The organism is Bacillus sp. FSL R10-2780, assembly GCF_038006125.1.
GTDB lineage: Bacteria > Bacillota > Bacilli > Bacillales > Bacillaceae_G > Bacillus_A > Bacillus_A cereus_U.
The window spans coordinates 4,581,058-4,603,144 of the sequence record NZ_JBBOUQ010000001.1; the positions used below are offsets into that span (position 1 = coordinate 4,581,058).

The following is a 22,087-nucleotide window of genomic DNA, read 5'->3' on the forward strand; positions in this document are numbered from 1 at the left end:
GATGAGCAATTCATCGTTTTTTTTATTTTTTGCAAGAAAATAGTAGGAAAAGGGGAATACGTAAGCGACGTTCATATTCTTCTTTACCCTGAAAATATTTTTGATTTGGTGTGGCTTCTTTTAAGTTTGTAATGGTAAATCCGGCTTGTTGTAATAATGTAAAATATTCTTCCGTTGTCCGATGATATTTAATAACTTCTTGATCAATCCACGGCTCAACTCGTTTCCCCGTTTTGAAATAATCATCGACGAGCCAGCTAGTTCTTTTACAACTTGTTTGTAAGCTTGCAAACGAAGAGGTAATAACGGGATGTTGAACGCTAAAGGTAAAGGTCCCGTTTGTTTTTAAAGTTTGAAACACATTTTGAAAAATGATATCAAGATGTTCAATATAATGTAAGGCGAGTCTAGATGTTACTAAATCAAAAGTAGAAGGAGGATAGGTATAGTCTTTGAGGTTTATAAAATGAACAGATCCATTTTTATTTTCTAGGTGCTTACTAGCTTTTTCATACATAAGCTCGGAGCCTTCAATGCCAGTGTAAGAGAGGCATCCATTTTCTAATAATTCTTCGCCGAATTTAGCATCACCACAGCCTAAATCGAGAATTTGTTTTCCTTGTACATTACCAATGAGCTGAAAGAATGCTGGTTTTTCAAGTACTTCGTTTGGGCTATTTTCTCGATATCTTCGCTTCATATATTGTTCTAAAAACGATTCGTTATTATATATATCAGATTCAGTAAATGCCATGTTTGAAGCCTCCTTAAATATTTTTTTAATTCTATCAAATTCGAAAAGTAAATAATAGATTTCTTTTACTCAATAATATATAATCTAAAACTGTAAGCGTTTTCTTTAAACTATTTTTCTATAACAAATTTCGAAAACGTGTTAAGCTAGTAGAGGGATTATTGGAATTATTGAGATATTAATCCGCTTACATGAACGATGGGAGGCTTCACGATGTCTAGTAAAACACTTGCAAACTTTTTAGAAGAAAATTTAGAGGATTTAAAATCAAAGGGGCTTTATAACGTAATTGATCCGCTTGAAAGTCCAAATGGACCGATTATTACAATTAGTGGAAAAGAATATATTAACTTATCTTCAAACAACTATCTTGGATTAGCAACTGATAATCGCTTACAAGAAGCAGCAATTGGTGCAATTCATAAGTACGGCGTTGGAGCAGGAGCTGTTCGTACAATTAATGGTACTTTAGATTTGCATATCAAATTAGAAGAAACAATTGCAAAGTTTAAGCATACAGAAGCAGCAATTGCTTATCAATCAGGATTTAACTGTAATATGGCAGCGATTTCAGCTGTTATGGATAAAAATGATGCGATTCTTTCAGATGAATTAAACCATGCATCTATTATTGATGGTAGTCGTCTATCAAGAGCGAAAATCATCGTTTATAAGCATTCTGATATGGAAGATTTACGCAAAAAAGCAATCGAGGCAAAAGAATCAGGTCTTTATAATAAATTAATGGTTATTACAGACGGTGTTTTCTCAATGGATGGAGATATTGCAAAATTACCAGAGATTGTTGAAATTGCAGAAGAGCTGGATTTAATGACATATGTAGATGATGCACACGGTTCAGGTGTACTTGGCAAAGGTGCAGGTACTGTAAAACATTTCGGTCTTTCTGATAAAGTTGATTTCCAAATTGGTACATTATCAAAAGCAATTGGGGTAATTGGTGGATATGTAGCTGGAAAACAAAACTTAATCGATTGGTTAAAAGTGCGTTCACGTCCATTCTTATTCTCAACAGCTTTAACACCAGCTGATGCAGCTGCTTGTATGAGATCAATTGAAATTTTAATGGAAAGCACAGAGTTACACGATCGTTTATGGGAAAATGGTCGCTATTTAAAACAAGGGTTAAAAGAACTTGGCTTTAACATTGGAGAAAGTGAAACACCAATTACACCTTGTATTATTGGTGATGAAGTATTAACGCAAGAATTTAGTAAACGTCTAAATGAAGAAGGCGTATACGCAAAATCTATCGTATTCCCAACCGTAGCAAAAGGAATGGGACGCGTTCGTAATATGCCTACAGCAGCTCATACGAAAGAAATGTTAGATGAAGCAATTCGTAAGTATGAAAAAGTAGGGAAAGAAATGGGTATCATTTAATTAACGACATCTTTTGAATAGCTTGCAAATGAGGAGTGGGAAAAATGAAAAAAATTCTAGTAACCGGTTCTTTAGGGCAAATTGGTTCTGAACTAGTAATGAAACTTCGTGATGTATACGGCGCATCAAATGTTATTGCAACAGATATTCGTGAAACAGATAGTGAAGTGGTAACGTCTGGTCCATTTGAAACGTTAGATGTAACAGATGGACAAAAATTACATGATATTGCAAAGCGTAATGAAGTAGATACAATTATTCATTTAGCGGCTTTACTTTCAGCAACTGCAGAAAAAAATCCGTTATTTGCTTGGAATTTAAATATGGGCGGACTTGTAAATGCATTAGAAGCAGCACGTGAATTAAACTGTAAGTTTTTCACGCCAAGTTCTATCGGTGCATTTGGTCCATCAACGCCAAAAGATAATACACCACAAGATACAATTCAACGTCCTACTACAATGTATGGGGTAAACAAAGTAGCAGGAGAATTACTATGTGATTATTATCATCAAAAGTTCGGCGTTGATACGCGCGGCGTACGTTTCCCAGGCTTAATTTCTTACGTAGCTCCTCCAGGAGGCGGAACAACTGATTATGCAGTTGAAATTTATTATGAGGCGATTAAAAAAGGTACATACACCTCATACATTGCTGAAGGAACATACATGGATATGATGTATATGCCAGATGCTTTACAAGCGATCATTTCATTAATGGAAGCTGATTCAAGTAAACTCGTGCATAGAAATGCATTTAACATTACAGCAATGAGCTTTGAACCAGAGCAAATTGCAGCATCAATTCGTAAACACATCCCGAACTTTACAATGGATTACGCTGTAGACCCTGCTCGTCAAACGATCGCTGATAGCTGGCCAAACTCTATTGATGCAACTGCAGCAATGAAAGAGTGGGGCTTTAAAGCAGAATATGATTTAGACAAAATGACAACTGACATGCTTGCTAAGTTAAAAAAAAAGCTTGCAGATGAGTTAGTGATGAATTAATAGGAAGAGCTGATTCTTAGGAATCGGCTCTTAATTATTTTAGGAAGGGAGAAAAGCAACATGCAAAGAGTTGATGTTGTATATGCACTAATATACGATAGCGAAAAAGATAAAATATTAATGGTACATAATGTAGAACAAAACGTTTGGTCACTACCGGGCGGGGCAGTTGAAAAAGGTGAAATGTTAGAGGAAGCACTAGTAAGAGAAGTGAAAGAAGAGACAGGTTTAACTGCTGCACTCAGTGGACTTGTCGCATTAAATGAGAAGTTTTTTGAAGAGAAAGGACATCATGCATTATTTTTTACATTCCGAGCAAATGTAGTAACAGGTGAACTTGGTGCAGAAGATGAAGGAGAAATTTCCGCAATCGAGTGGGTAGATAGAAAAATCGCGAATGAGCGATTCCCATACTACGATGGAGGGTTCGAATTATTATTAGAAGTTTCCATTCCATACAAGTTTCAACCAGAAACAAAGTAAGTTAACGAAGAAAAACAGGAGCCTCGTGGCTCCTGTTTTTTTATTCAATCGTCTTCAGTAATAGTTTCTTCAACAATGGTTTAATCTTCAGGCGTAAATCTTCAGCATGATTTGCAACTAAGAAGTGATGGTTATAAATGTTTTTCATTAGTTGATAAGTCGCTTCTTTTGCTTCGCCTTCTTCGATAAAGATGCCGATTACTTCCATACCACTTTTACGAGCAAGTTTGACTGCTTCGTGCGTATCTAAAATTCCGTCTTGTTGATAGTCTAGTGCAGAAGGTTCACCGTCTGTAAAGACAAGTAAGAATTTATGTTTTTCTGGTCTTTTCGCAAGCTTTTCAGAAACGATACGAATAATATACCCGTCGCGGTTATCTTCTTCTTCGCGAAGTTGCATAATCTCTGGACCGACGTTTGGTAACGTTGAGTTTTTATATGTCACTACTTCATGGATAACGTTCGGTTTATCTTCAGGTTTAGCACTAGAAGCATCTTCCCAAAATCCGCTAATAGCGTGCGGGATTTTTAAAGATTTTAAAGCTTCATGGAATAGGACCACACTCTTCTTCGTTTCTTCCATTTTGTTATACATAGAACCAGAGCAGTCCACTAATAGTTGGAATGCAACGTCTAATTCTTGAGATTCTTGTCCTTTTTTATAAAACATACGCGGCTGCTTTTCAGTATAAATACGAAGGAATTTCTTACGAAGTCTTCCGTAATATTTATCACTATTTGCATTCGTTTTGTTTTCAATTGTTTTTTCGATGATTTTCTTTAATTCTTTTACATCTTTATTAACGACTGATTTGATAGCTTGGTAATCTTTTTTCTCATCAGGATTTGATTTGCGAGCTTCTTTAAATGTATGAGAAGCTCCCACATTATACTTTCCGTATGCGCCGTCGTTTTGGCTAGAAGCATGAGACGCTCTTGCTTCCTCTGTATCAGCACCATCAAAGTTAGATTGTGTACTTTTTTGGGAAGTACCTTGTACAGAACCAAGTGCTTGGTCACCATCTTCTGATTCACGAGCAGTATCACCCATCATATTTGTTTTTGTTCCGCTTTCTAATTCAAAGCGTAAAAAGTTCTCGTTTTCATTGTTTTTATTTTCACGGTGCCATGTCGAGAAGCTTTCATCCATTTTGTTTTTGTTATCATCGTCATCTAGGAGCTGCGTATCATCATTTGCTAATTTTTCAGCGCGACTGTCTTTCTCATCTGCAATAACAGATAAATAAAGCGGGGCATGTCCGAAATAATTATTAAGCATATCACTTTCAAGAAGCCCTTCTAAGCGATAGCGAATTTTCTCAACGATATACATAATATCTTCCGTATTACGGGCTTGGAATGTTTCATGCAAAATTGATTCAATTTGCTCGAAATATTCATTATTAAACATTTCATATTTATCACTCGTTAATGAAAGATAGCATAGACAAAATAGACGGTCACCGTGATAGTTACGAACACGATTTATTTCATTTTGTGAGCCAAAGTAATTGCGATACATTTCTTTTCGGCGTTTAAAAATGTGTTTTGTGCCAGGACGTAAATTTTTGACGATTTCCTCAACACGTAAATCTTCTAATAGAACAAATAATTGTGTTAAAAACTTTTTTAGAGGCGATTCTTGTAATTCAATCGCATAAGAACGAATTAAAGTCATGTCCGAGTAATGTTTATTACCAAGTGCCTTTAAGAACACTTCGCTTTTTAATCCGATTACTGTATCCTCTTCTTTTCGATCATCCCAAAAGTGACTAATGACAACCTTTTTTTCAATTTCGTCGTAGTATGCTTTATAGCCATACTCAAGATAGGCATCGTCTTCTTTTAGAAGAGCATACATTAAGTTTTCCATTTGTAGAAACAGCGACGCATCAATTTTTTTGTCACTAAAAATTTGTCTCATGAATTATTCCTCAAAGAAATAACTTTCTGCTAATTCACGGACAGTCATTTGTTCTGTTTCATCGTTTAATTTTGCGATAATACTACGTTCAATTGCACGCATAACAGGAATATATACACCTAAATCACATGCATCGATAATGCCACGAATACTAGCTGCTTCTTCACTTACGCGTCCATCACGAGCTAAAGGCATAAGATCGCTTGCGAATGCAACGAACTTTTCAATTGTTGCAACATCATTTAATTTTGATTCAGATAGTAATAGTTCTTTTAATGTATCACCTTGAATGTAAGGAACTTCAATAATAACGAAACGGTTTTTTAACGCTTCGTTTAGTTCACTTGTCCCAACATAACCTTCGTTAATCGCAGCGATTACGCGATATTCGTCATCACCGTATACAACTTCTTGTGTAAATGGGTTTGTAATCATTTTACGATAATCTAACGCACCATGAAGAAGTGGTAATGTTTCAGGTTTTGCCATATTGATTTCATCAATATATAAGAAATGACCGTTCTTCATTGCCTTCATAAGAGGACCATTAACGAATGTAACTTCAGATGCACCCTCTTTTGTTTGTAATGTGTTGTATCCTAAAATACCTTCTACATCTAAGTCGACAGAACAGTTAATGCTATGCATTGGTTTTTGGAATAAAGAAGAAAGAGTTTCCGCTAGTACTGTTTTACCACTACCAGTAGGTCCCTTTAATAGAATGTTTTTACCAAGAAGAAGTGCTGTAATAGCATCTTCGATGATGCTTTTATCAGATGCTTTATATACTTTCTTTCCAATTAAATGTGCATTTTCGCCAGCTTCTTGTTTATTCTTTTCGTGAATGGCTGAGAGCTGTTGTTTTAAATCAGCATGTATATGAAATTGTTCTAACATGTATTTCCCACCTAACATTATTTTCATAAAGTAATACATCTTATGATAACTTGTTTTAATATGGTATGCAAAGAAAAGGAGAGAGGGGAAATGTAAAAGAAAAAGCAATCAATATTATATTGATTGCTTATAGCAAAGGAGAAATGAGTCGCATGAAAGACTCTAATATTCGTTTTTTGATACTTCTTTTTTGGAACGAGTTCCATTTAATTTCAGTGGAATGCTTAAAGTCTTCTTCAAAATCATGTTTAATATCATGAACGGTTTCTGATTCATAAAGTACACTAATAATTTCATAATTTAATTCAAAGCTACGTACATCCATATTTGCTGTTCCAATTGTTGCGATCTTATCATCAACGAGTACAATTTTCGCATGCATAAAACCATCTTTATAACTGTAAATGGAAGCACCAGCTTTTAAAAGTGGAGTGAAATAGGATTGAGATGCTTGATCACTAATAATACTATCACTTTTACCTGGATATAAAATGCGTACATCTATGCCAGATATTGCACTTAAGCGTAATAATGTTAAAGTTTCTTGATCGGGAATAAAGTATGGTGTAGCAATCCAAATAGATTTTTTGGCAGAGCCCATAACAGCTAGTAATGTATTACGAATACTTTTATCATCTGAGCTTGGTCCACTTGCTACAATTTGAACAGCACCTTCTGCATTCGAAATTTCTTTACCAGGGAAGTATTGTACATTCATAAATTGATCCCAAGAATAGTTACTTAAACCACTAGAGGCATAGAGCCAATCTTCTAGAAAGATTGCTTGTAATTTATATAATGCTTTTCCTTCTATTTTTAAATGACTATCACGCCAAACGGGAAATTTCTTTGAACGGCCGAGATATTCGTCACCGACGTTGAGTCCTCCAGTAAATCCAATTTCTCCATCTACAATAACAATTTTACGATGGTTACGATAATTGACTGTTTCAAGTAACCAAGCTGAAAAAATAGGATCAAATTCCACAATTTCAATTCCAGCTTCTTTCATAGGCTGTAAAAATCGTCTTCTTAACGTGTTACTTCCGAGTCCATCATAAAGGAAGCGTACAATAACCCCGGATTTTGCCTTCTTTATTAAAGCATCCCGAACTTTTGTACCAATCTCATCGGCTTTATAAATATAGTATTGAATATGTATATGGTGTTTTGCATGCTCAATAGCGTGCAGAATTTCTGAAAATGTTTGATCTCCGTTTGTTAAAAGTTTTGTAGTCGTTCTATCTGCGGCAGGACCGCCTCCGAATTTTTGTACTACTTCTGTTAAATGGATAGAACGCTCATGTAATGGAACTGTAAGAGAAAGTTCTAGTCGTCTTCCTTCTAATATTTCACGGAATAATTTTCTTTGTTCTTCTGAACGATGAAGATGTTTTTTTCTTCTCCAACGGCTACGACCGAAGAGGGAGTATAAAAGCACACCTACAACAGGAAGAAGTGCTAATACTAAAAACCACGCTAAGGTACTTTGAGGAGACCTGTTTTCGATAAAAATAACGAATGAAATTCCTACGATTGTGATGGACCATAGAGCACCAACAAACGTATATAACGAAATAACCGATGTATTTAATAGGAAAAGAACGATAGATACGATTGTAAATATTAATAATAATTGAACGATAGGCTTCTTCATTTCTATAAAATTCCTCTAATCTTTCTTAAATATAGACTTCTTATATAAAAGGTGTAATCTGACATTCTTATTATAAAGTGTTTTGTTTTTTTTACAAAATATAGACATTTTCCCCATGCTTTCCGCATTTGTCCTACATACAGTATATTATTACATTTTTATATAGAAAAGGGGATGAATAAAATGTATGGTCGTCCAGTTGGAGGGTTCGGACATGGCGGATTTCATGGGAGTTTTGGGCATTTTCCATTTTTTGGCGGAGGATTCTTTCCTGGATTTGTAGCAGGGGCTTTACTTAGTCCTGCGTTTGGTTATGGCGGATATGGTTATCCATATTATTCAGATACTCCATACTATACGGATTATCAGTAGAATCCTTATTATTCCACATATAAAAGAGAGGCAGAACTATATGCTAAAAGGAGAGGAAGAAAAATGAACTATAATGGAAATTATGGAGGATATGATCGGAATCATCACGGTGGACACAATCATTATGATCATCATCACCACCATCACGGCGGCGGCTGGGGCGGCAGCTGGGGTGGCGGCTCGTGGGGCGGAGGATTCTTTCCAGGAAGTTTTGCTGGTGGAGTATTAGGAGGACTTACAGCTGGAGCGTTAACAGGTGCAGCTAGTGGTGGGGGATATTACCCAGCGCCGTATCCAGTAACTTACCCAGCACCATATCCGGCACCATACCCAGGTTATCAGCAAATACCGTATCCAAATTATTAAACTAAAAAAAGAGGATATCCTCTTTTTTTAGTTTAATAATTTATTTATAAAATACTTCCAAAATTAAGGTGAAAATATGTTAATATTTTGTTATTGTAATACAGTATATTAAATGCAAATTTTGATTTTATCCCGCATTAACGGGCAGTAAGACTCCCACCTCAAAATTCGGCGAATGCGAGGAAGTTAGGTGGGAGATAACTGCCCGTAAAAGCCCGATTGGTGAAGGCTAATAATCAGTGGGGATGGACAAAACCCCCACTGATGAAAGTTTCACCTTATATTATTATTCGTGAATCGTTGTATTTTGTATACTAATCTCTATTTCATTATGTATCGGCAGCTAGATTTACATCTTAAGATTTCATGACATAAAAGAGATTAGGTGTGAGGCTATATTAGTAGGGAGTAGAGGCTAATATTGATGGAATTGTCACTTTACAAATTCAAAGAATGTAAGAGAATACTGTATAATAAGCTTAGATAAGCAGAGAGATGAGAAGCTTCTACTATAATTAAAACAGCACCATATTGCTTTTTTTTATAAATAATATTATGTTATTTTAATCGGCCTATTTAGAAAAAATTTGTGATTTATCCCGCATTAACGGGCAGTAAGACTCCCACCTCAAAATTCGGTGAATGCGAGGAAGTTAGGTGGGAGATAACTGCCCGTAAAAGCCCGATTGGTGAAGGCTAATAATCAGTGGGGGATGGACAAAACCCCCACTGATTAAAGTTTCACTTTATGTAAAGGCATATTGTTAGAAAATGAAATATCTCTATTTCTATGAAGAGAAACGAATTGTGTTTTAGTCAGATAGGAAGCAAGGAGAGGTGCGCATGCTAGAACAAAGAGGTCATGCATTATATGACTCTTCATTGCAAGATTTAAAATTAGCATTAGATGAGTCTTCAATTGTTGCTATTACAGACCGAAATGGTCTTATTACATATGTGAATGATAAATTTTGTAAAATCTCAAAATATAAAAGAGAAGAGTTAATAGGAAAAGATCACCGTATTTTAAATTCCAGATATCATCCGAAAGCATTTTTTCAAATCCTATGGAAGCGTATTTTGAGTGGAAAAGTCTGGACGGGGGAAATTCGAAATCAAGCAAAAGATGGTACGTATTATTGGGTTAAAACAACAATTGTTCCATTTTTAAATGAAAAGGGAGAACCCTATCAATTTATTGCAATTCGAAATGATATAAGTAGTAGGAAAGAAGCAGAGCAAAGATTACGATTAAGCGAAAGTCGTTATAGGGAACTTGCTTATCATGATGCGTTAACAAGTTTACCAAACCGTTTACAGTTAATTACGACTGTAAATAAGATGATCGCAGAGAAAATAGAGTTTGGCATGATTTACTTTGATTTAGATCGCTTTAAATTAGTGAATGATACGTTAGGTCATATGATAGGAGATTTACTTTTAAGTGAAGTCGCTTCCCGATTGCATTATGTACTAGGAGATAAAGATGTTCTGGCTAGGCTTGGTGGAGATGAATTTGTACTATTAACAAAAAAACATACACAAGATGAGATGAGGCAGTTAGCGACATATGTGTTGTCATGCTTTCAAGCACCATTTATGCTGGAAGGTCATGAAGTATATATTTCAGCCAGTCTAGGACTTTGTTCCTATCCGCAAGATGGAAAAGACGTTGAAACATTATTGAAAAATTCAGATTTAGCCATGTATAGTGCGAAAGAGCAAGGAAGAAATGGGGCGTGCTTCTTTACAGATGAATTACGTGCGAAAATAAATCGTAGAATGAAAATAGAGTTTGCTTTGCAAAAAGCAATTCGTGACGAAGAATTAAAAGTGGCATTACAGCCCATTATTGATTTGAAAACAAAGAAATGTACTGGTATTGAGGCTTTAGTACGCTGTAAGACAGAAGAAGGTCCTATTTCACCAAGTGAATTTATACCTGTAGCTGAAGAGTGTGGACTTATTATAAAACTAGGAGACTGGGTACTAGAAAAGTCATGTCGATTGTTTAAAACTTTGCCAGAGTATCAAGAGGGACTGAAGTTATCTGTTAATTTATCAATACAACAATTGATGCAAAAGCGCTTTATTTTATCTGTTCGTAGTATATTGAAGCGAACAGGATTTCCACCAAATCGTTTAATATTAGAAATAACAGAAAGTATAGCTGTACGTCATTTTGATTATATTATTGCTACATTACAAGAATTAAGAAGTATGGGGATTTTAATCGCTTTAGACGATTTCGGAACAGGATATTCCTCATTATATTATTTAAAAAAACTACCACTTGATATTGTGAAAATTGATCGTAATTTTATTCGTGAGTTTCATTATGATCACGCACAGCCAGAGCGAACGATTGTAAAATCAGTTATTGAAATTGCCCATAGTTTAAATTTATTAGTGGTTGCTGAAGGGGTAGAAACGGTAGAACAAGAAAGTTTATTAAAATCAATGGGTTGCGACTTTGTACAAGGTTTTTATTATGCGAGACCGTTAGATGTAGGTGAACTAAAAGAAAAGTTATTAACTGACTTTTAATAAAAAAAAGAGAAGCGGAAAGCTTCTCTTTTTTATTATTTTTTTTGTGAATCTTTTATTAAAATTGGATAAAGAATAAGGCCTAATACAAACAACCCAATTCCTAAGAAGAACGTTTTTAAATCAGCAGTTCCTGTTTTAATAACCCAAATGGAATATAAAAATGCTAGTGCAGTAATGATCCCATCTTTTATTCGAGATCCAGGCATTATATCATACGTTTCTCCCGTAATAACTAATTTTAACTGGTACAAGGTAGAAACAAGGTACGGGATTAAATATGCTAATGTCGCTACAACAATAGCGAAATTATATGCTTCGGAAACAGTACCAGAAATCGTTGAAAATAAGAAAATTTGTGTCATCACATTTGTAATAAATAATGATTTTGAAGGACTTCCTTTTTTATTTGTTTTTCCGAAAAACTTAGGGAAAACCCCATTTTTTGCTGCTTGGTAAGGTACTTCTGAGCTAACAACGATCCATCCTACAGTAGAGCCGAATAAAGATACGAGTGCAAGTAAGGCCATTATATAAGCACCCTTAGTACCAATTGCTAAATTTAATGCATCTACTAATGGCTTTTGAGACTCTTTTAAAACGTCTTGTGGAAGAGCACCCATTGTTAGTAGAGTAATTGCCATGTAAATAAGAAGAGCGATGATTAATCCGAAAATCGTAGCTTTCTTAACATCGTGCTGAGATTTTGCGCGGTTAGAGAGCATAACTGCTGACTCAATGCCGATAAACGCCCAAAGTGTTGCAATAGCAGCTGAATTTATTTGTCCACCCAACGAAATAGGTTGTCCAGCTTCATTCATAAATGTTTGACCGTCCCCGAAATTAGAGGCATTGAAAATGAATAATGTGATTACAATAAACATTGTAAATCCGATGATTTTTGCGATTGTTGCAAGAAGGTTCATATTTCCTGCTCTATCAATATTTTGAGAAAGAATATATTGAATTCCCCATAGCATCATACTACATACTATGAAGGTTAAAGCTTTTCCAAGTTCTAATGAAAATCCGTTTGTTGAAAAGAGAATTTGCTTACTTTGTAAAACTGGGAAGAATGTTGATAAATATCCTGCAAAGGAAATAATTACAGATGCTGTAGCAGCCCAGTTAGCAGCCCAGTACCCCCAAGCCATACTATATCCTGCAACTTTACCTGCCTTTTGGGAGGTAAACATTGCTTGGGCGTAACTTTGTGGTCCTGCTTTTAATTCTGGTTTACGAATTGCTAAATTTCCAAATACGAGTGCAATCATAAATACACCAAGTCCTGTAATACTCCATGCAAGTGTAGATCCCATTGGACCTGATACGTGTGCTAAATTTGCTGGGAGCATAAATACGCCACCGCCAACCATATTCCCGATAACAAAAGCTGTTAAAATCCATAATCCCCATTTTTTCGTTTCCATTTTTGTTAACTCCTTTGTAGTAAGTTTTGCTTAAACATCATTTTTTACTAGCATTTTTTGCAATAAAAAAAGAGCCATGTAGATAAAAAATACCTACATGGCTCTTTGCCAAAGCGTAGGTACAATGGGAATAACCCTTGTACCTACGCGTAATTTTTCCGCTAGGTTTCAAGGGTTAAGTATGATGATGATGTTTTTGTGCAAATGTAACTACAGTTGTATAAGTAAGCATAGTTTTTTGCTCCCTTTCTCCTCTGATTTTGAAGTTAGTATACTACATGTTTTTTTGAATGAAAAGAGAAATATAAAAAAATTTATAAAAATACGTTTTAGAGACTAAATATTTACCTATAGTTTTCTTGTACTGGAAAATAAGTGAGAGATTGGCAGAAGAGTATAGCGTGGTATAATACATATAGAACTAGAAGGTGACAAGGGGCTATTGTAGATGATGAGTAAGTATGAACAAATTTATACAGAAATCAGCAAGTCTATTGATAATAAACAATTAAAAGAAGGATGCAAAATTCCATCAGAAACGGAATTAATGAAGCAGTATGAGGCAAGCCGGGGTACTGTAAGAAAAGCTGTAGATTTATTGCAAGAGCGTGGATATGTTCAAAAAATACACGGAAAAGGTGTTTTTGTATTAAAGCGCAAAAATATTGAATTTAACTTTGGTGGTATTGTAAGTTTTCAAGAAGAAAATGAACGTTTAGGACGTTACTGTATTACGGAAGTCGTGGAAATAGAGAAAATGACAGCTACGAAAGATGTAGCAAAGTTATTAAACGTGAAAGAAAAAACGGAAATAGATCATATTAAACGTGTACGAAATATTGATGGAGAAAAAGTAATTTTAGATATAAACCATTTTGTATCGGAGTATATTCCAGGATTAACGAGAGAAATTGCAACTGCATCGATTTATAAATACATTGAGAAAGAATTAGGGCTACATATTAGCTATTCACAGCGGGTAATTGAAGTACAACCATGTACAGATGATGACCGAAAGTATTTAGATTTAAATGGAACAGACTATGTTGTCGTTGTAAAAAACTTTACTCACTTATACGATGGGAGTCAGTTCGAATATACGGAATCACGTCACCGTTTAGATATTTTTCACTTTTCGGATGTGGCGCGAAGAAAATAAAGAGATGGAGCGAAATAATCGTTCCATCTCTTTATTTATCCCGCTATTTGTGGGCAGTAAAACTCCCACCTCAAAATTCAGCTGGAGCAAAGAAGTTAGGTGGGAGATCAACTGCCCGTAAATGCCCGATTGGTTCAACTAATAATCAGTGGGGGATGAACAAAACCCCCACTGATTAAAGTTTCACTTTATAAAAAAATCACCAACTTATATATACGAGTGTTGACTAACTTATATATACGAGTTAATATGTAAGTGTAAACGGTATCAAAAAAAGAAAAGAGGGACGGGAATATGGGGAAAGACTATCGTAAAACAGCAGAAGAAGTGTTGCAGTATATTGGTGGGAAAGACAATATTGAACAAGCTGCGCACTGTGTAACGAGGCTCCGTATCGCTGTAAAAGATGAAAGTAAAATAGATAATGATAAATTACAGTCTGTTTCATTAGTAAAGGGAGCGTTTCATAACGCTGGGGTATTTCAAATTGTAATTGGTCCAGGTGATGTCGATCGAGTATACGCTGAATTGATAACGCTTGCAGGTATGGAAGAATCGACAGTAGCTGACGTAAAAGATTCTGGAAACCAAAAGTTAAATCCAGTTCAAAAGTTTGTAAAAGTATTTTCAGATGTATTTATGCCGATATTACCAGCGATTGTAACAGCTGGTTTACTGATGGGGATTAACAATTTATTAGGAGCAAAGGACTTATTTTTTGATGGTAAAAATTTATTAGATGTTTATCCGAACTTAGGCGGGCTTTGGGACTTAATTAATATGATGGCCAATACAGCATTCGTATTCTTACCGGCACTTGTTGGTTGGTCAGCGACGAAGCGTTTTGGTGGTAGTCCAATACTAGGTATTGTTATGGGATTAATGCTTGTGCATCCGGCCTTATTAAACGCGTGGGATTATGGAAAAGCAGCGACTGGTTTAGAGGGACAAAAGATTGAGTACTTCGATATTTTAGGGTTATTCCAAATTGAAAAGGTAGGGTATCAAGGTCAAATCCTGCCGGTTTTAGTAGCAGCATTCGTATTAAGTAAAGTGGAAATCTTTTTAAAGAAACATGTGCCAAACGCAATTCAATTATTAGTTGTGCCAATTACAACAATCGTTGTAACGGGTGTATTAGCATTAGGGATTATCGGTCCAGTTACACGTCATATTGGAGATTTATTAACAGCCGGATTAGTAGGAGTATATGAAACGGTACCAGCACTTGGGGCAATATTATTTGGAGCATTATATGCACCGCTTGTAATTACAGGAATGCATCATATGTTTATTGCAATCGACTTACAATTAATCGCGCAGCACGGCGGTACATTTATTTGGCCAATGATTGCTCTTTCTAACATTGCACAAGGTAGTGCGGCACTAGCGATGTTCTGGATTTCTAAAAATCAAAATGATAAAAGTATGGCATCAACATCAGCAATTTCAGCGTACTTCGGTATTACGGAGCCAGCGATGTTCGGTGTAAACTTACGAAATAAATTCCCGTTCTATGCAGCTATTATTGGATCTGCTATTGCGGCGATATTCATTACTTTAAATGGTGTATTAGCACCTGCTATCGGGATTGGCGGATTACCAGCATTTATTTCTATCATTCCGAAATCGATTCCAATATTTATTGTCGGGATGATTATCGCGGTTGTAATTCCATTTACGTTAACATGGTTATTTGCAAAACGAGTAAAACAGAAGTAGGAGGAAGTTAAACATGAAGGATTGGCATAAAAGTGTAGTCTATCAAATTTATCCGAAGAGCTTTAATAGTTATTACAATAAAGAAACTGGTGATATAAAAGGAGTTACAGAGAAACTAGATTATTTAAAAGAACTCGGAGTAGATTATATTTGGTTAACACCGATATACGAATCACCACAAAACGATAATGGATACGATGTAAGTGATTATTACAGTATTGATCCATCTTACGGAACGATGGAAGAGTTTGAAGAGCTTTTAGAAAAAGCGAAAGCACGTAACATTGAAATCATGCTTGATATCGTTGTAAATCATAGTTCGACGGAGCATAAGTGGTTTAAGGAAGCGAAGGAAGATAGAAATAGCCCATATCGTAATTACTATATTTGGCGTGATGAAAAAAATAATTGGCAGTCTAAGTTTGGTGGATCTGCTTGGAAATATGATGAGAAGACAGAGCAATATTTTTTACATCTATTTGATGAGACACAAGCTGATTTAAACTGGGAAAACGAAAACCTTCGTGAAGAAGTGTATGATATGATGCGCTTTTGGCTGGAGAAAGGTGTAAAAGGATTCCGCCTTGATGTTATTAATTTAATTTCAAAAGATCAAAGATTTTTAAGTGATGAAGGCACCACGGCTACAAGTGATGGGCGTAAATATTATACGGATGGTCCACGCGTCCATGAATATTTACAAGAGATGAACCGAAATGTTTTTGAAGGGAAAGATGTAATTACAGTTGGAGAAATGTCATCTACGACAATTGATAATTGTATTAAATATTCAAACCCAGAGCGTAATGAACTAAGTATGACGTTTAGTTTCCATCATTTAAAAGTAGATTATCCGAATGGTGATAAGTGGACGAAAGCTGATTTTGATTTCATTAAATTAAAAGAAATTATGTCTGATTGGCAAAGTGAAATGCAAAAGGGCGGAGGATGGAATGCGTTATTTTGGTGTAATCATGACCAGCCTCGTATTGTTTCACGGTTTGGTGATGATGAGAAGTACCGAAATGAATCTGCTAAAATGTTAGCGACAGCTATGCATATGCTGCAAGGAACACCGTACATTTATCAAGGGGAAGAAATCGGTATGACGAATCCTAACTTCCATTCTATCGAGCAATATCGTGATGTAGAATCGTTAAATATATATGATATAAAACAAGAAGAAGGATTATCCAGAGAAGAGATTATAGAGATTTTAAAACAAAAATCTCGTGACAATTCACGTACTCCGATGCAGTGGAATGAAGAGGTGAATAGTGGTTTTACAACAAGTACACCTTGGATTTCAGTGGCTGAAAACTTTAAAGAAATAAACGTAGGGAAGGCATTAGAAGATAAAGAGTCTGTCTTTTATCATTATAAAAAGTTAATTGAACTTAGAAAAAAATACAATGTAATTACAGAAGGGAAATATGATGTTTTAGATGGGAATCATCATAAGATTTGGGCATATACACGTACTGTAAATAATGAAGTATTGCTTGTTATCAATAACTTCTACGGAGAAGAAATAACGTATTCTGCACCAGTGAATGTTCAATTGGATGGAATGAAACAAGAAGTATTATTATCAAATTACAAAGATTCAAGTAAGGATATTACGAATCTTAACTTAAGACCGTATGAGTCAATTGTATATCGATATACGAAATAAAAAGGTTGTATGCCCGCTTGGCATACAACCTTTTTATTTTAAGACGCCGCTATATAAAATCTTTACTTCTACTTCCGGTTTAAATTTTACCTTTGCATAATCTTTATTCCAATTCTTTTTCTTCCATAGACAAATCAGATCGAGTTAATAGTGGTTCAAGAGCTAATTGGTGAATTAAATTGGGGTCTGTTAAAGATTCGATATATAAGATTTTTCCTTTTCCATTTTGAAAAGGAACATCTAATTTTTTTATATCATCGGAATGAGAGAGCTTGTTTTCAATGTAATTAATATTTTCCGCAAGTGATGGAAACATAGGCTTCGTTTTATTCGTCTGTTGGTTATTGTTTTGTTCTGTCACATTGTCCACCCCTTTTAGGATTAAATTATCACTGTTAATTTTTGTTTTTTATGAAAAATTTATGCTTGGATTATTTAAAAAAAATTAACTTGAAAGTTACGTTACGTCATCTTCTATACTAAAGAAAATGAGAAGTAGGGGATGGTATATATGACTTTAAAATATATGTGGGGATGGAAAGAAATTTTATATTTATTTGTTTTTGTATTTATTATTGTTCCAGTAACAATTGAATCCATTTTTTATAAATATGCTTTAAATCTATTAGGGAATTCATTATATGCTGGGATTTTAATGGGATTTATTATGGCAGTTGTATTTACTTTTTTAGTTTATGTGTTTTGCATAAAAAGATATAACTTGTCGTGGGCAGATATTGGGATTCGGAAGCTTTCATGGAAAGATTACTTGTGGACATTTGTAGCGGTTATTTCTTTGATTGTAGTTAGTATTGGTGTATTAATGATAATGGAGAAAATGGGTATTTCCTTTGAAAATAGTAAAACGGATACGGTCCAAAATGATAAATCAATATATTCATTTTGTATCGCGGTAATTGGAGCGGCGGTTATATCACCAATATATGAAGAGATTTTATATCGGGGTGTTTTTTATACGTTTTTTCGAGATAGATATGGCATATGGGGCGGTGTGCTTATAAGTTCAATAATATTTACAGTTGTTCATATTCCCACATATAACACATTACCGGTGAATTTTTTAAGCGGAGTAGTATTTGCGTGGTTATATGAGAAAACAAATTCTATTTTATCGGCCATGATTGCCCACGCACTATTTAATTTCATAGCAGTACTTCTCACATTCATGTCGAATTAAAATAAAGGATATATAGGAGGGATACATATGGAGATAGCAGTAGAACGTGTTTTTACGAATGAAATTTTAGCAAGAGCTGCAAGGGTGTTTCATGTAACAGTGGAAGAAAAACCACTTGGTGATTTTGAGAATTATATTTTTAAGGCGAAGGGTAAAAATAATGAAGATTACGTATTACGCTTAACTCATTCTTCTCATCGTTCTAAAAAAGAGGTAGAGGCCGAACTAGATTTTTTACGGTATGTTGCGGAGCATGGGGCGAAAGTGGCGGGACCTCTTAATTCAATATCTCAAAATCTTGTAGAAGAAATCGGAGCGGAAGATGGTACTTTCTTTTTTGCATCTTTATTTACATATGCAAAAGGTGAGCAAGTAAAAGGAGATGAATCGCCTTATTGGGGAGATGCTTACTTTGAAGCGTGGGGAAAAGCGATTGGACAACTGCACCGCCTTACACTGAATTACCCTATAACTGACTACCGTGATACGTGGGAAGAGGACGAGAGTGCAATTGTTAATGAATTAGAAGATGAGAAAGTGAAAGAGATTGCTGCTATATTAATAGATGAAATAAAGGCTCTTCCAATCGAAAGAGAAACGTTCGGCCTTATGCATGGCGATATTCATCCAGGCAATTTTCATTATGATGGAAAAGAGCTAACAATCTTTGATTTTGATGACGCTGCCTATAATTACTTCATTCATGATTTGGCAATGGTTCTTTATTACTCTGTTCTTTTTACACCGTGGACATTGGAGAAAAAGACGGAATTTGCTCGTAAACAGTTACAAGTGTTACGAAAAGGGTATGAATATGAGCACAGACTGGCGGATAGTTGCTATGAAGCGTTACCGTTATTTTTACGTCTACGTGATATTGGTTTATACGGTACGCTTCAAAAGAAGTTTAAAGGGAAAGATATGCCAGATCATTTCCGAGAATTAGCAGAACAACTCTATGAAAGAATTATAAAGAAGGAAGCAATTGTGAATATATAATACATTCATCTCAAAACAAAGTATGTAAAATAAATATATACTTTGTTTTTTTATACAAAAATATGTTTGTTTTATTAAAATAATATTGTCATAGATTCGGTTTGCATTATATAATTTTATGTATATTCTGAATATTCTTCACAAAAAGGAGGAGGAATGTTGGAAGCTATCGTAAGTTGGATAAATAATATTGTTTGGAGTCCGGCACTTGTCTATTTATGTTTAGGAGTAGGTCTATATTTTTCCATTCGAACGAGGTTTTTACAAGTAAGACATGTAGGAGAAATGGTGAAGCTTACATTTCAAGGAGAAAAGTCTGATGCGGGTGTTTCTTCTTTCCAAGCGTTAGCACTTTCATTATCAGGGCGCGTTGGAACGGGAAATATTGCCGGTGTTGCAACGGCTGTTGCCTTTGGTGGTCCAGGGGCTGTCTTTTGGATGTGGGCGGTAGCCTTTCTAGGAGCTGGTTCTGCATATGTAGAATCGACACTTGCACAAATATATAAGACGAAGCATCAAGGACAATTCCGTGGTGGTCCGGCTTATTACATTGAAAAAGGACTAGGGGTTAAATGGTACGCATTAGTGTTTGTTGCAGCGACAATTCTTGCAACAGGAATGCTGCTTCCAGGTGTTCAAGCGAATAGTATTGCTGTAAGTCTAGAAACAGCTTTTGGTATTAATACTTCTGTATCCGGAGCAGTATTAGTAGCGGCATTAGCACTTATTATTTTTGGTGGAGTTAAGCGAATTGTTAACGTAGCGCAAGTTGTAGTACCGTTTATGGCGCTTGGCTATATTTTAGTAGCTTGTGTAATTGTAGGTATGAACATTGAAAAATTACCAGATGCTTTTATGTTAATTATAAAAAGTGCATTTGCATTAGAAGCAGCTTTTGGCGGGATTATCGGTTTAGCAATTTCTTGGGGTGTAAAACGTGGTATTTATTCAAATGAAGCAGGGCAAGGAACTGGGGCTCATGCAGCGGCAGCTGCTGAAGTATCGCATCCAGCTAAACAAGGATTAGTACAAGCATTTTCCGTTTACATTGATACATTATTTGTTTGTTCAGCAACAGCATTTATGATGATTATTACAGGCATGTATAACGTATTTGATGCAAGCGGAAAAAACTTTATCGTCAATAAATTAAATGGTGCACAGCCAGGTCCTGGTTATACACAGGCAGCGGTAGAATCTGTTTTCCCTGGATTTGGAAACGGTTTCGTCGCAATCTCTCTACTATTCTTCGCATTTACAACAATTATGGCTTATTACTACATTGCAGAAACGAATATAGCTTACTTAAATCGTGATAAAGACCGCCCTTGGATGTCTATCGTACTAAAGTTTGTATTCTTAGGAGTTGTATTCTACGGTTGTGTAAAAACAGCAGAAACAGCATGGGCTTTAGGAGATATTGGTGTAGGAATTATGGCGTGGGTTAACATTATTGCGATTTTATTATTACAAAAACCGGCATTGATCGCATTAAAGGATTATGAAAAGCAGAAAAAAGAAGGAAAAGATCCAGTATTCGATCCACAGTCATTAGGAATTAAAAATGCTGATTTCTGGGAGCATGAATATGGGAAAGATAAAAAAGAAGAAGTATCTTAATAGAATAGGAATGAGAGAGCAAAGGGAAATCCCTTTGCTCTTTTTATGGACAAAATGAAGCTGAAAGTTATTTTTTTGCCTATTTTTGAATATAAAAAGAATGTACATGCTTTGTTAGGGGAAGGGGGGAGTATGTTGATTGAGTTTCGTAAAGTTAATAAATATTACGGTAACTTTCAAGTTTTGAAAAATATTAATGTACAAGTGAAAAAAGGTGAAGTGGTAGTAGTTGTTGGCCCTTCGGGATCAGGAAAAAGCACGTTGCTGCGGTGTATAAATCAATTGGAGGCAATTACCGATGGAGAATTAATTGTACAAAATACGGAAGTACACAATGCGAAAACAAATATGAATGAATTGCGCCGAAATATTGGGATGGTCTTTCAACACTTTTATTTATACCCGCATAAAACAGTTCTTCAAAATATTACACTAGCACCGATTAAAGTAAATAAAGTTTCCAAAGAAAAGGCGGAGCAAACAGCGATGTTTTATTTAGAGAAAGTGGGGATCCCGGAGAAAGCAGGTGTATATCCACATCAATTATCTGGTGGACAACAGCAAAGGGTGGCGATTGCTAGAGGGCTCGCGATGCAACCGGAAATTATGCTATTTGATGAGCCTACGTCTGCTCTTGATCCAGAGATGATTGGGGAAGTGCTTGATGTTATGAAAGCGCTGGCTAAAGAGGGCATGACGATGGTTGTCGTCACACACGAGATGGGATTTGCACGTGAGGTAGCAGATAGGATTTTATTTATGGATGATGGTCAAATTATTGAAGATACAACACCAGCACAATTTTTTGCAAATCCTGAACAAGAAAGAGCTCGTCTATTTTTAAGCCGAGTGTTAAATCATTAAAGGAGG

The 22,087-nt window shown here is 35.4% G+C and carries 18 protein-coding genes and 1 pseudogene; 13 read left to right on the top strand and 6 right to left on the bottom strand.

Annotated elements, in window-relative coordinates; translation table 11 throughout:
• Window positions 1-22: 22 nt before the first annotated feature.
• Window positions 23-754 carry a class I SAM-dependent methyltransferase gene (locus NSQ47_RS23750; RefSeq protein WP_088077467.1) on the bottom strand — a complete coding sequence of 244 codons (732 nt, stop codon included), beginning with the start codon at window positions 752-754 and terminating at the stop codon, window positions 23-25.
• A gap of 213 nt (window positions 755-967) precedes the next feature.
• Between NSQ47_RS23750 and NSQ47_RS23755 the strand changes: the two genes are divergently transcribed.
• From NSQ47_RS23755 to NSQ47_RS23765, 3 genes are read left to right on the top strand one after another with little or no spacing between them, the layout of a single operon-like run.
• A complete protein-coding gene (locus tag NSQ47_RS23755; RefSeq protein WP_078180279.1) occupies window positions 968-2,158 on the top strand; it encodes a glycine C-acetyltransferase in 1,191 nt (396 codons plus the stop codon).
• Window positions 2,159-2,202: 44 nt separating this feature from the next.
• Window positions 2,203-3,168: an L-threonine 3-dehydrogenase gene (locus NSQ47_RS23760; protein ID WP_078173847.1), complete on the top strand. Its 966-nt coding sequence runs from the start codon at window positions 2,203-2,205 to the stop codon at window positions 3,166-3,168.
• A 60-nt stretch (window positions 3,169-3,228) separates the two neighbouring features.
• Window positions 3,229-3,651, top strand: a complete 423-nt coding sequence (locus NSQ47_RS23765) for an NUDIX hydrolase (protein WP_078173846.1) — start codon at window positions 3,229-3,231, stop codon at window positions 3,649-3,651.
• Window positions 3,652-3,691: 40 nt separating this feature from the next.
• Here the strand turns inward: NSQ47_RS23765 and NSQ47_RS23770 are convergent, their stop codons facing one another.
• The 3 genes from NSQ47_RS23770 to NSQ47_RS23780 form a co-directional block, all read right to left on the bottom strand.
• Window positions 3,692-5,575, bottom strand: a complete 1,884-nt coding sequence (locus NSQ47_RS23770) for a vWA domain-containing protein (RefSeq protein ID WP_002114034.1) — start codon at window positions 5,573-5,575, stop codon at window positions 3,692-3,694.
• A 3-nt stretch (window positions 5,576-5,578) separates the two neighbouring features.
• Window positions 5,579-6,472, bottom strand: coding sequence for an ATP-binding protein (locus tag NSQ47_RS23775; RefSeq protein WP_341038095.1), 894 nt, complete (start codon window positions 6,470-6,472; stop codon window positions 5,579-5,581).
• Between the two features lie 127 nt (window positions 6,473-6,599).
• Complete coding sequence (locus NSQ47_RS23780; RefSeq protein WP_078173843.1) at window positions 6,600-8,129, bottom strand: cardiolipin synthase; 1,530 nt, start codon at window positions 8,127-8,129, stop codon at window positions 6,600-6,602.
• A 183-nt stretch (window positions 8,130-8,312) separates the two neighbouring features.
• On the opposite strand from NSQ47_RS23780, the gene NSQ47_RS23785 reads away from it, so the two are divergent.
• The 3 genes from NSQ47_RS23785 to NSQ47_RS23795 all read left to right on the top strand — a co-directional run bounded on the left by NSQ47_RS23785 (window position 8,313) and on the right by NSQ47_RS23795 (window position 11,414).
• On the top strand, window positions 8,313-8,501 hold the full coding sequence (locus NSQ47_RS23785; protein WP_341038096.1) for a hypothetical protein: 189 nt from the start codon (window positions 8,313-8,315) through the stop codon (window positions 8,499-8,501).
• A 63-nt stretch (window positions 8,502-8,564) separates the two neighbouring features.
• On the top strand, window positions 8,565-8,867 hold the full coding sequence (locus tag NSQ47_RS23790) for a hypothetical protein (protein ID WP_341038097.1): 303 nt from the start codon (window positions 8,565-8,567) through the stop codon (window positions 8,865-8,867).
• Window positions 8,868-9,710: 843 nt separating this feature from the next.
• On the top strand, window positions 9,711-11,414 hold the full coding sequence (locus tag NSQ47_RS23795; RefSeq protein ID WP_341038098.1) for a putative bifunctional diguanylate cyclase/phosphodiesterase: 1,704 nt from the start codon (window positions 9,711-9,713) through the stop codon (window positions 11,412-11,414).
• A gap of 35 nt (window positions 11,415-11,449) precedes the next feature.
• Here NSQ47_RS23795 and NSQ47_RS23800 read toward each other — a convergent pair whose 3' ends face one another.
• Entirely contained in the window at window positions 11,450-12,844 is a 1,395-nt protein-coding gene (locus tag NSQ47_RS23800) for an amino acid permease (protein ID WP_341038099.1), read from the bottom strand.
• Window positions 12,845-13,292: 448 nt separating this feature from the next.
• Between NSQ47_RS23800 and treR the strand changes: the two genes are divergently transcribed.
• From treR to treC, 3 genes are all read left to right on the top strand, one after another.
• The gene (treR, locus tag NSQ47_RS23805) at window positions 13,293-14,003 is read left to right on the top strand and encodes a trehalose operon repressor (protein WP_002114059.1); all 711 of its coding nucleotides are present in this window, start codon (window positions 13,293-13,295) and stop codon (window positions 14,001-14,003) included.
• A 294-nt stretch (window positions 14,004-14,297) separates the two neighbouring features.
• Window positions 14,298-15,725 carry a PTS system trehalose-specific EIIBC component gene (treP, locus tag NSQ47_RS23810; protein WP_002114061.1) on the top strand — a complete coding sequence of 476 codons (1,428 nt, stop codon included), beginning with the start codon at window positions 14,298-14,300 and terminating at the stop codon, window positions 15,723-15,725.
• 13 nt (window positions 15,726-15,738) lie between these two features.
• Entirely contained in the window at window positions 15,739-17,400 is a 1,662-nt protein-coding gene (gene treC, locus NSQ47_RS23815; RefSeq protein ID WP_341038100.1) for an alpha,alpha-phosphotrehalase, read from the top strand.
• 118 nt (window positions 17,401-17,518) lie between these two features.
• On the opposite strand, the pseudogene NSQ47_RS23825 reads toward treC, so the two are convergent.
• Window positions 17,519-17,716 (bottom strand): annotated as a pseudogene (locus NSQ47_RS23825) (hypothetical protein); the annotation flags it as partial.
• Window positions 17,717-17,911: 195 nt separating this feature from the next.
• On the opposite strand from NSQ47_RS23825, the gene NSQ47_RS23830 reads away from it, so the two are divergent.
• The 4 genes from NSQ47_RS23830 (at window position 17,912) to NSQ47_RS23845 (ending at window position 22,081) form a co-directional block, all read left to right on the top strand.
• The gene (locus NSQ47_RS23830; protein ID WP_341038101.1) at window positions 17,912-18,598 is read left to right on the top strand and encodes a CPBP family intramembrane glutamic endopeptidase; all 687 of its coding nucleotides are present in this window, start codon (window positions 17,912-17,914) and stop codon (window positions 18,596-18,598) included.
• Window positions 18,599-18,625: 27 nt separating this feature from the next.
• Window positions 18,626-19,597 (top strand): phosphotransferase enzyme family protein, encoded by a 972-nt coding sequence (locus tag NSQ47_RS23835; protein WP_341038102.1) that lies wholly within the window; start codon window positions 18,626-18,628, stop codon window positions 19,595-19,597.
• A 159-nt stretch (window positions 19,598-19,756) separates the two neighbouring features.
• A complete protein-coding gene (locus NSQ47_RS23840; protein WP_341038103.1) occupies window positions 19,757-21,217 on the top strand; it encodes an alanine/glycine:cation symporter family protein in 1,461 nt (486 codons plus the stop codon).
• Between the two features lie 45 nt (window positions 21,218-21,262).
• The gene (locus NSQ47_RS23845) at window positions 21,263-22,081 is read left to right on the top strand and encodes an amino acid ABC transporter ATP-binding protein (protein ID WP_033714299.1); all 819 of its coding nucleotides are present in this window, start codon (window positions 21,263-21,265) and stop codon (window positions 22,079-22,081) included.
• The last annotated feature ends 6 nt before the right edge of the window (window positions 22,082-22,087 follow it).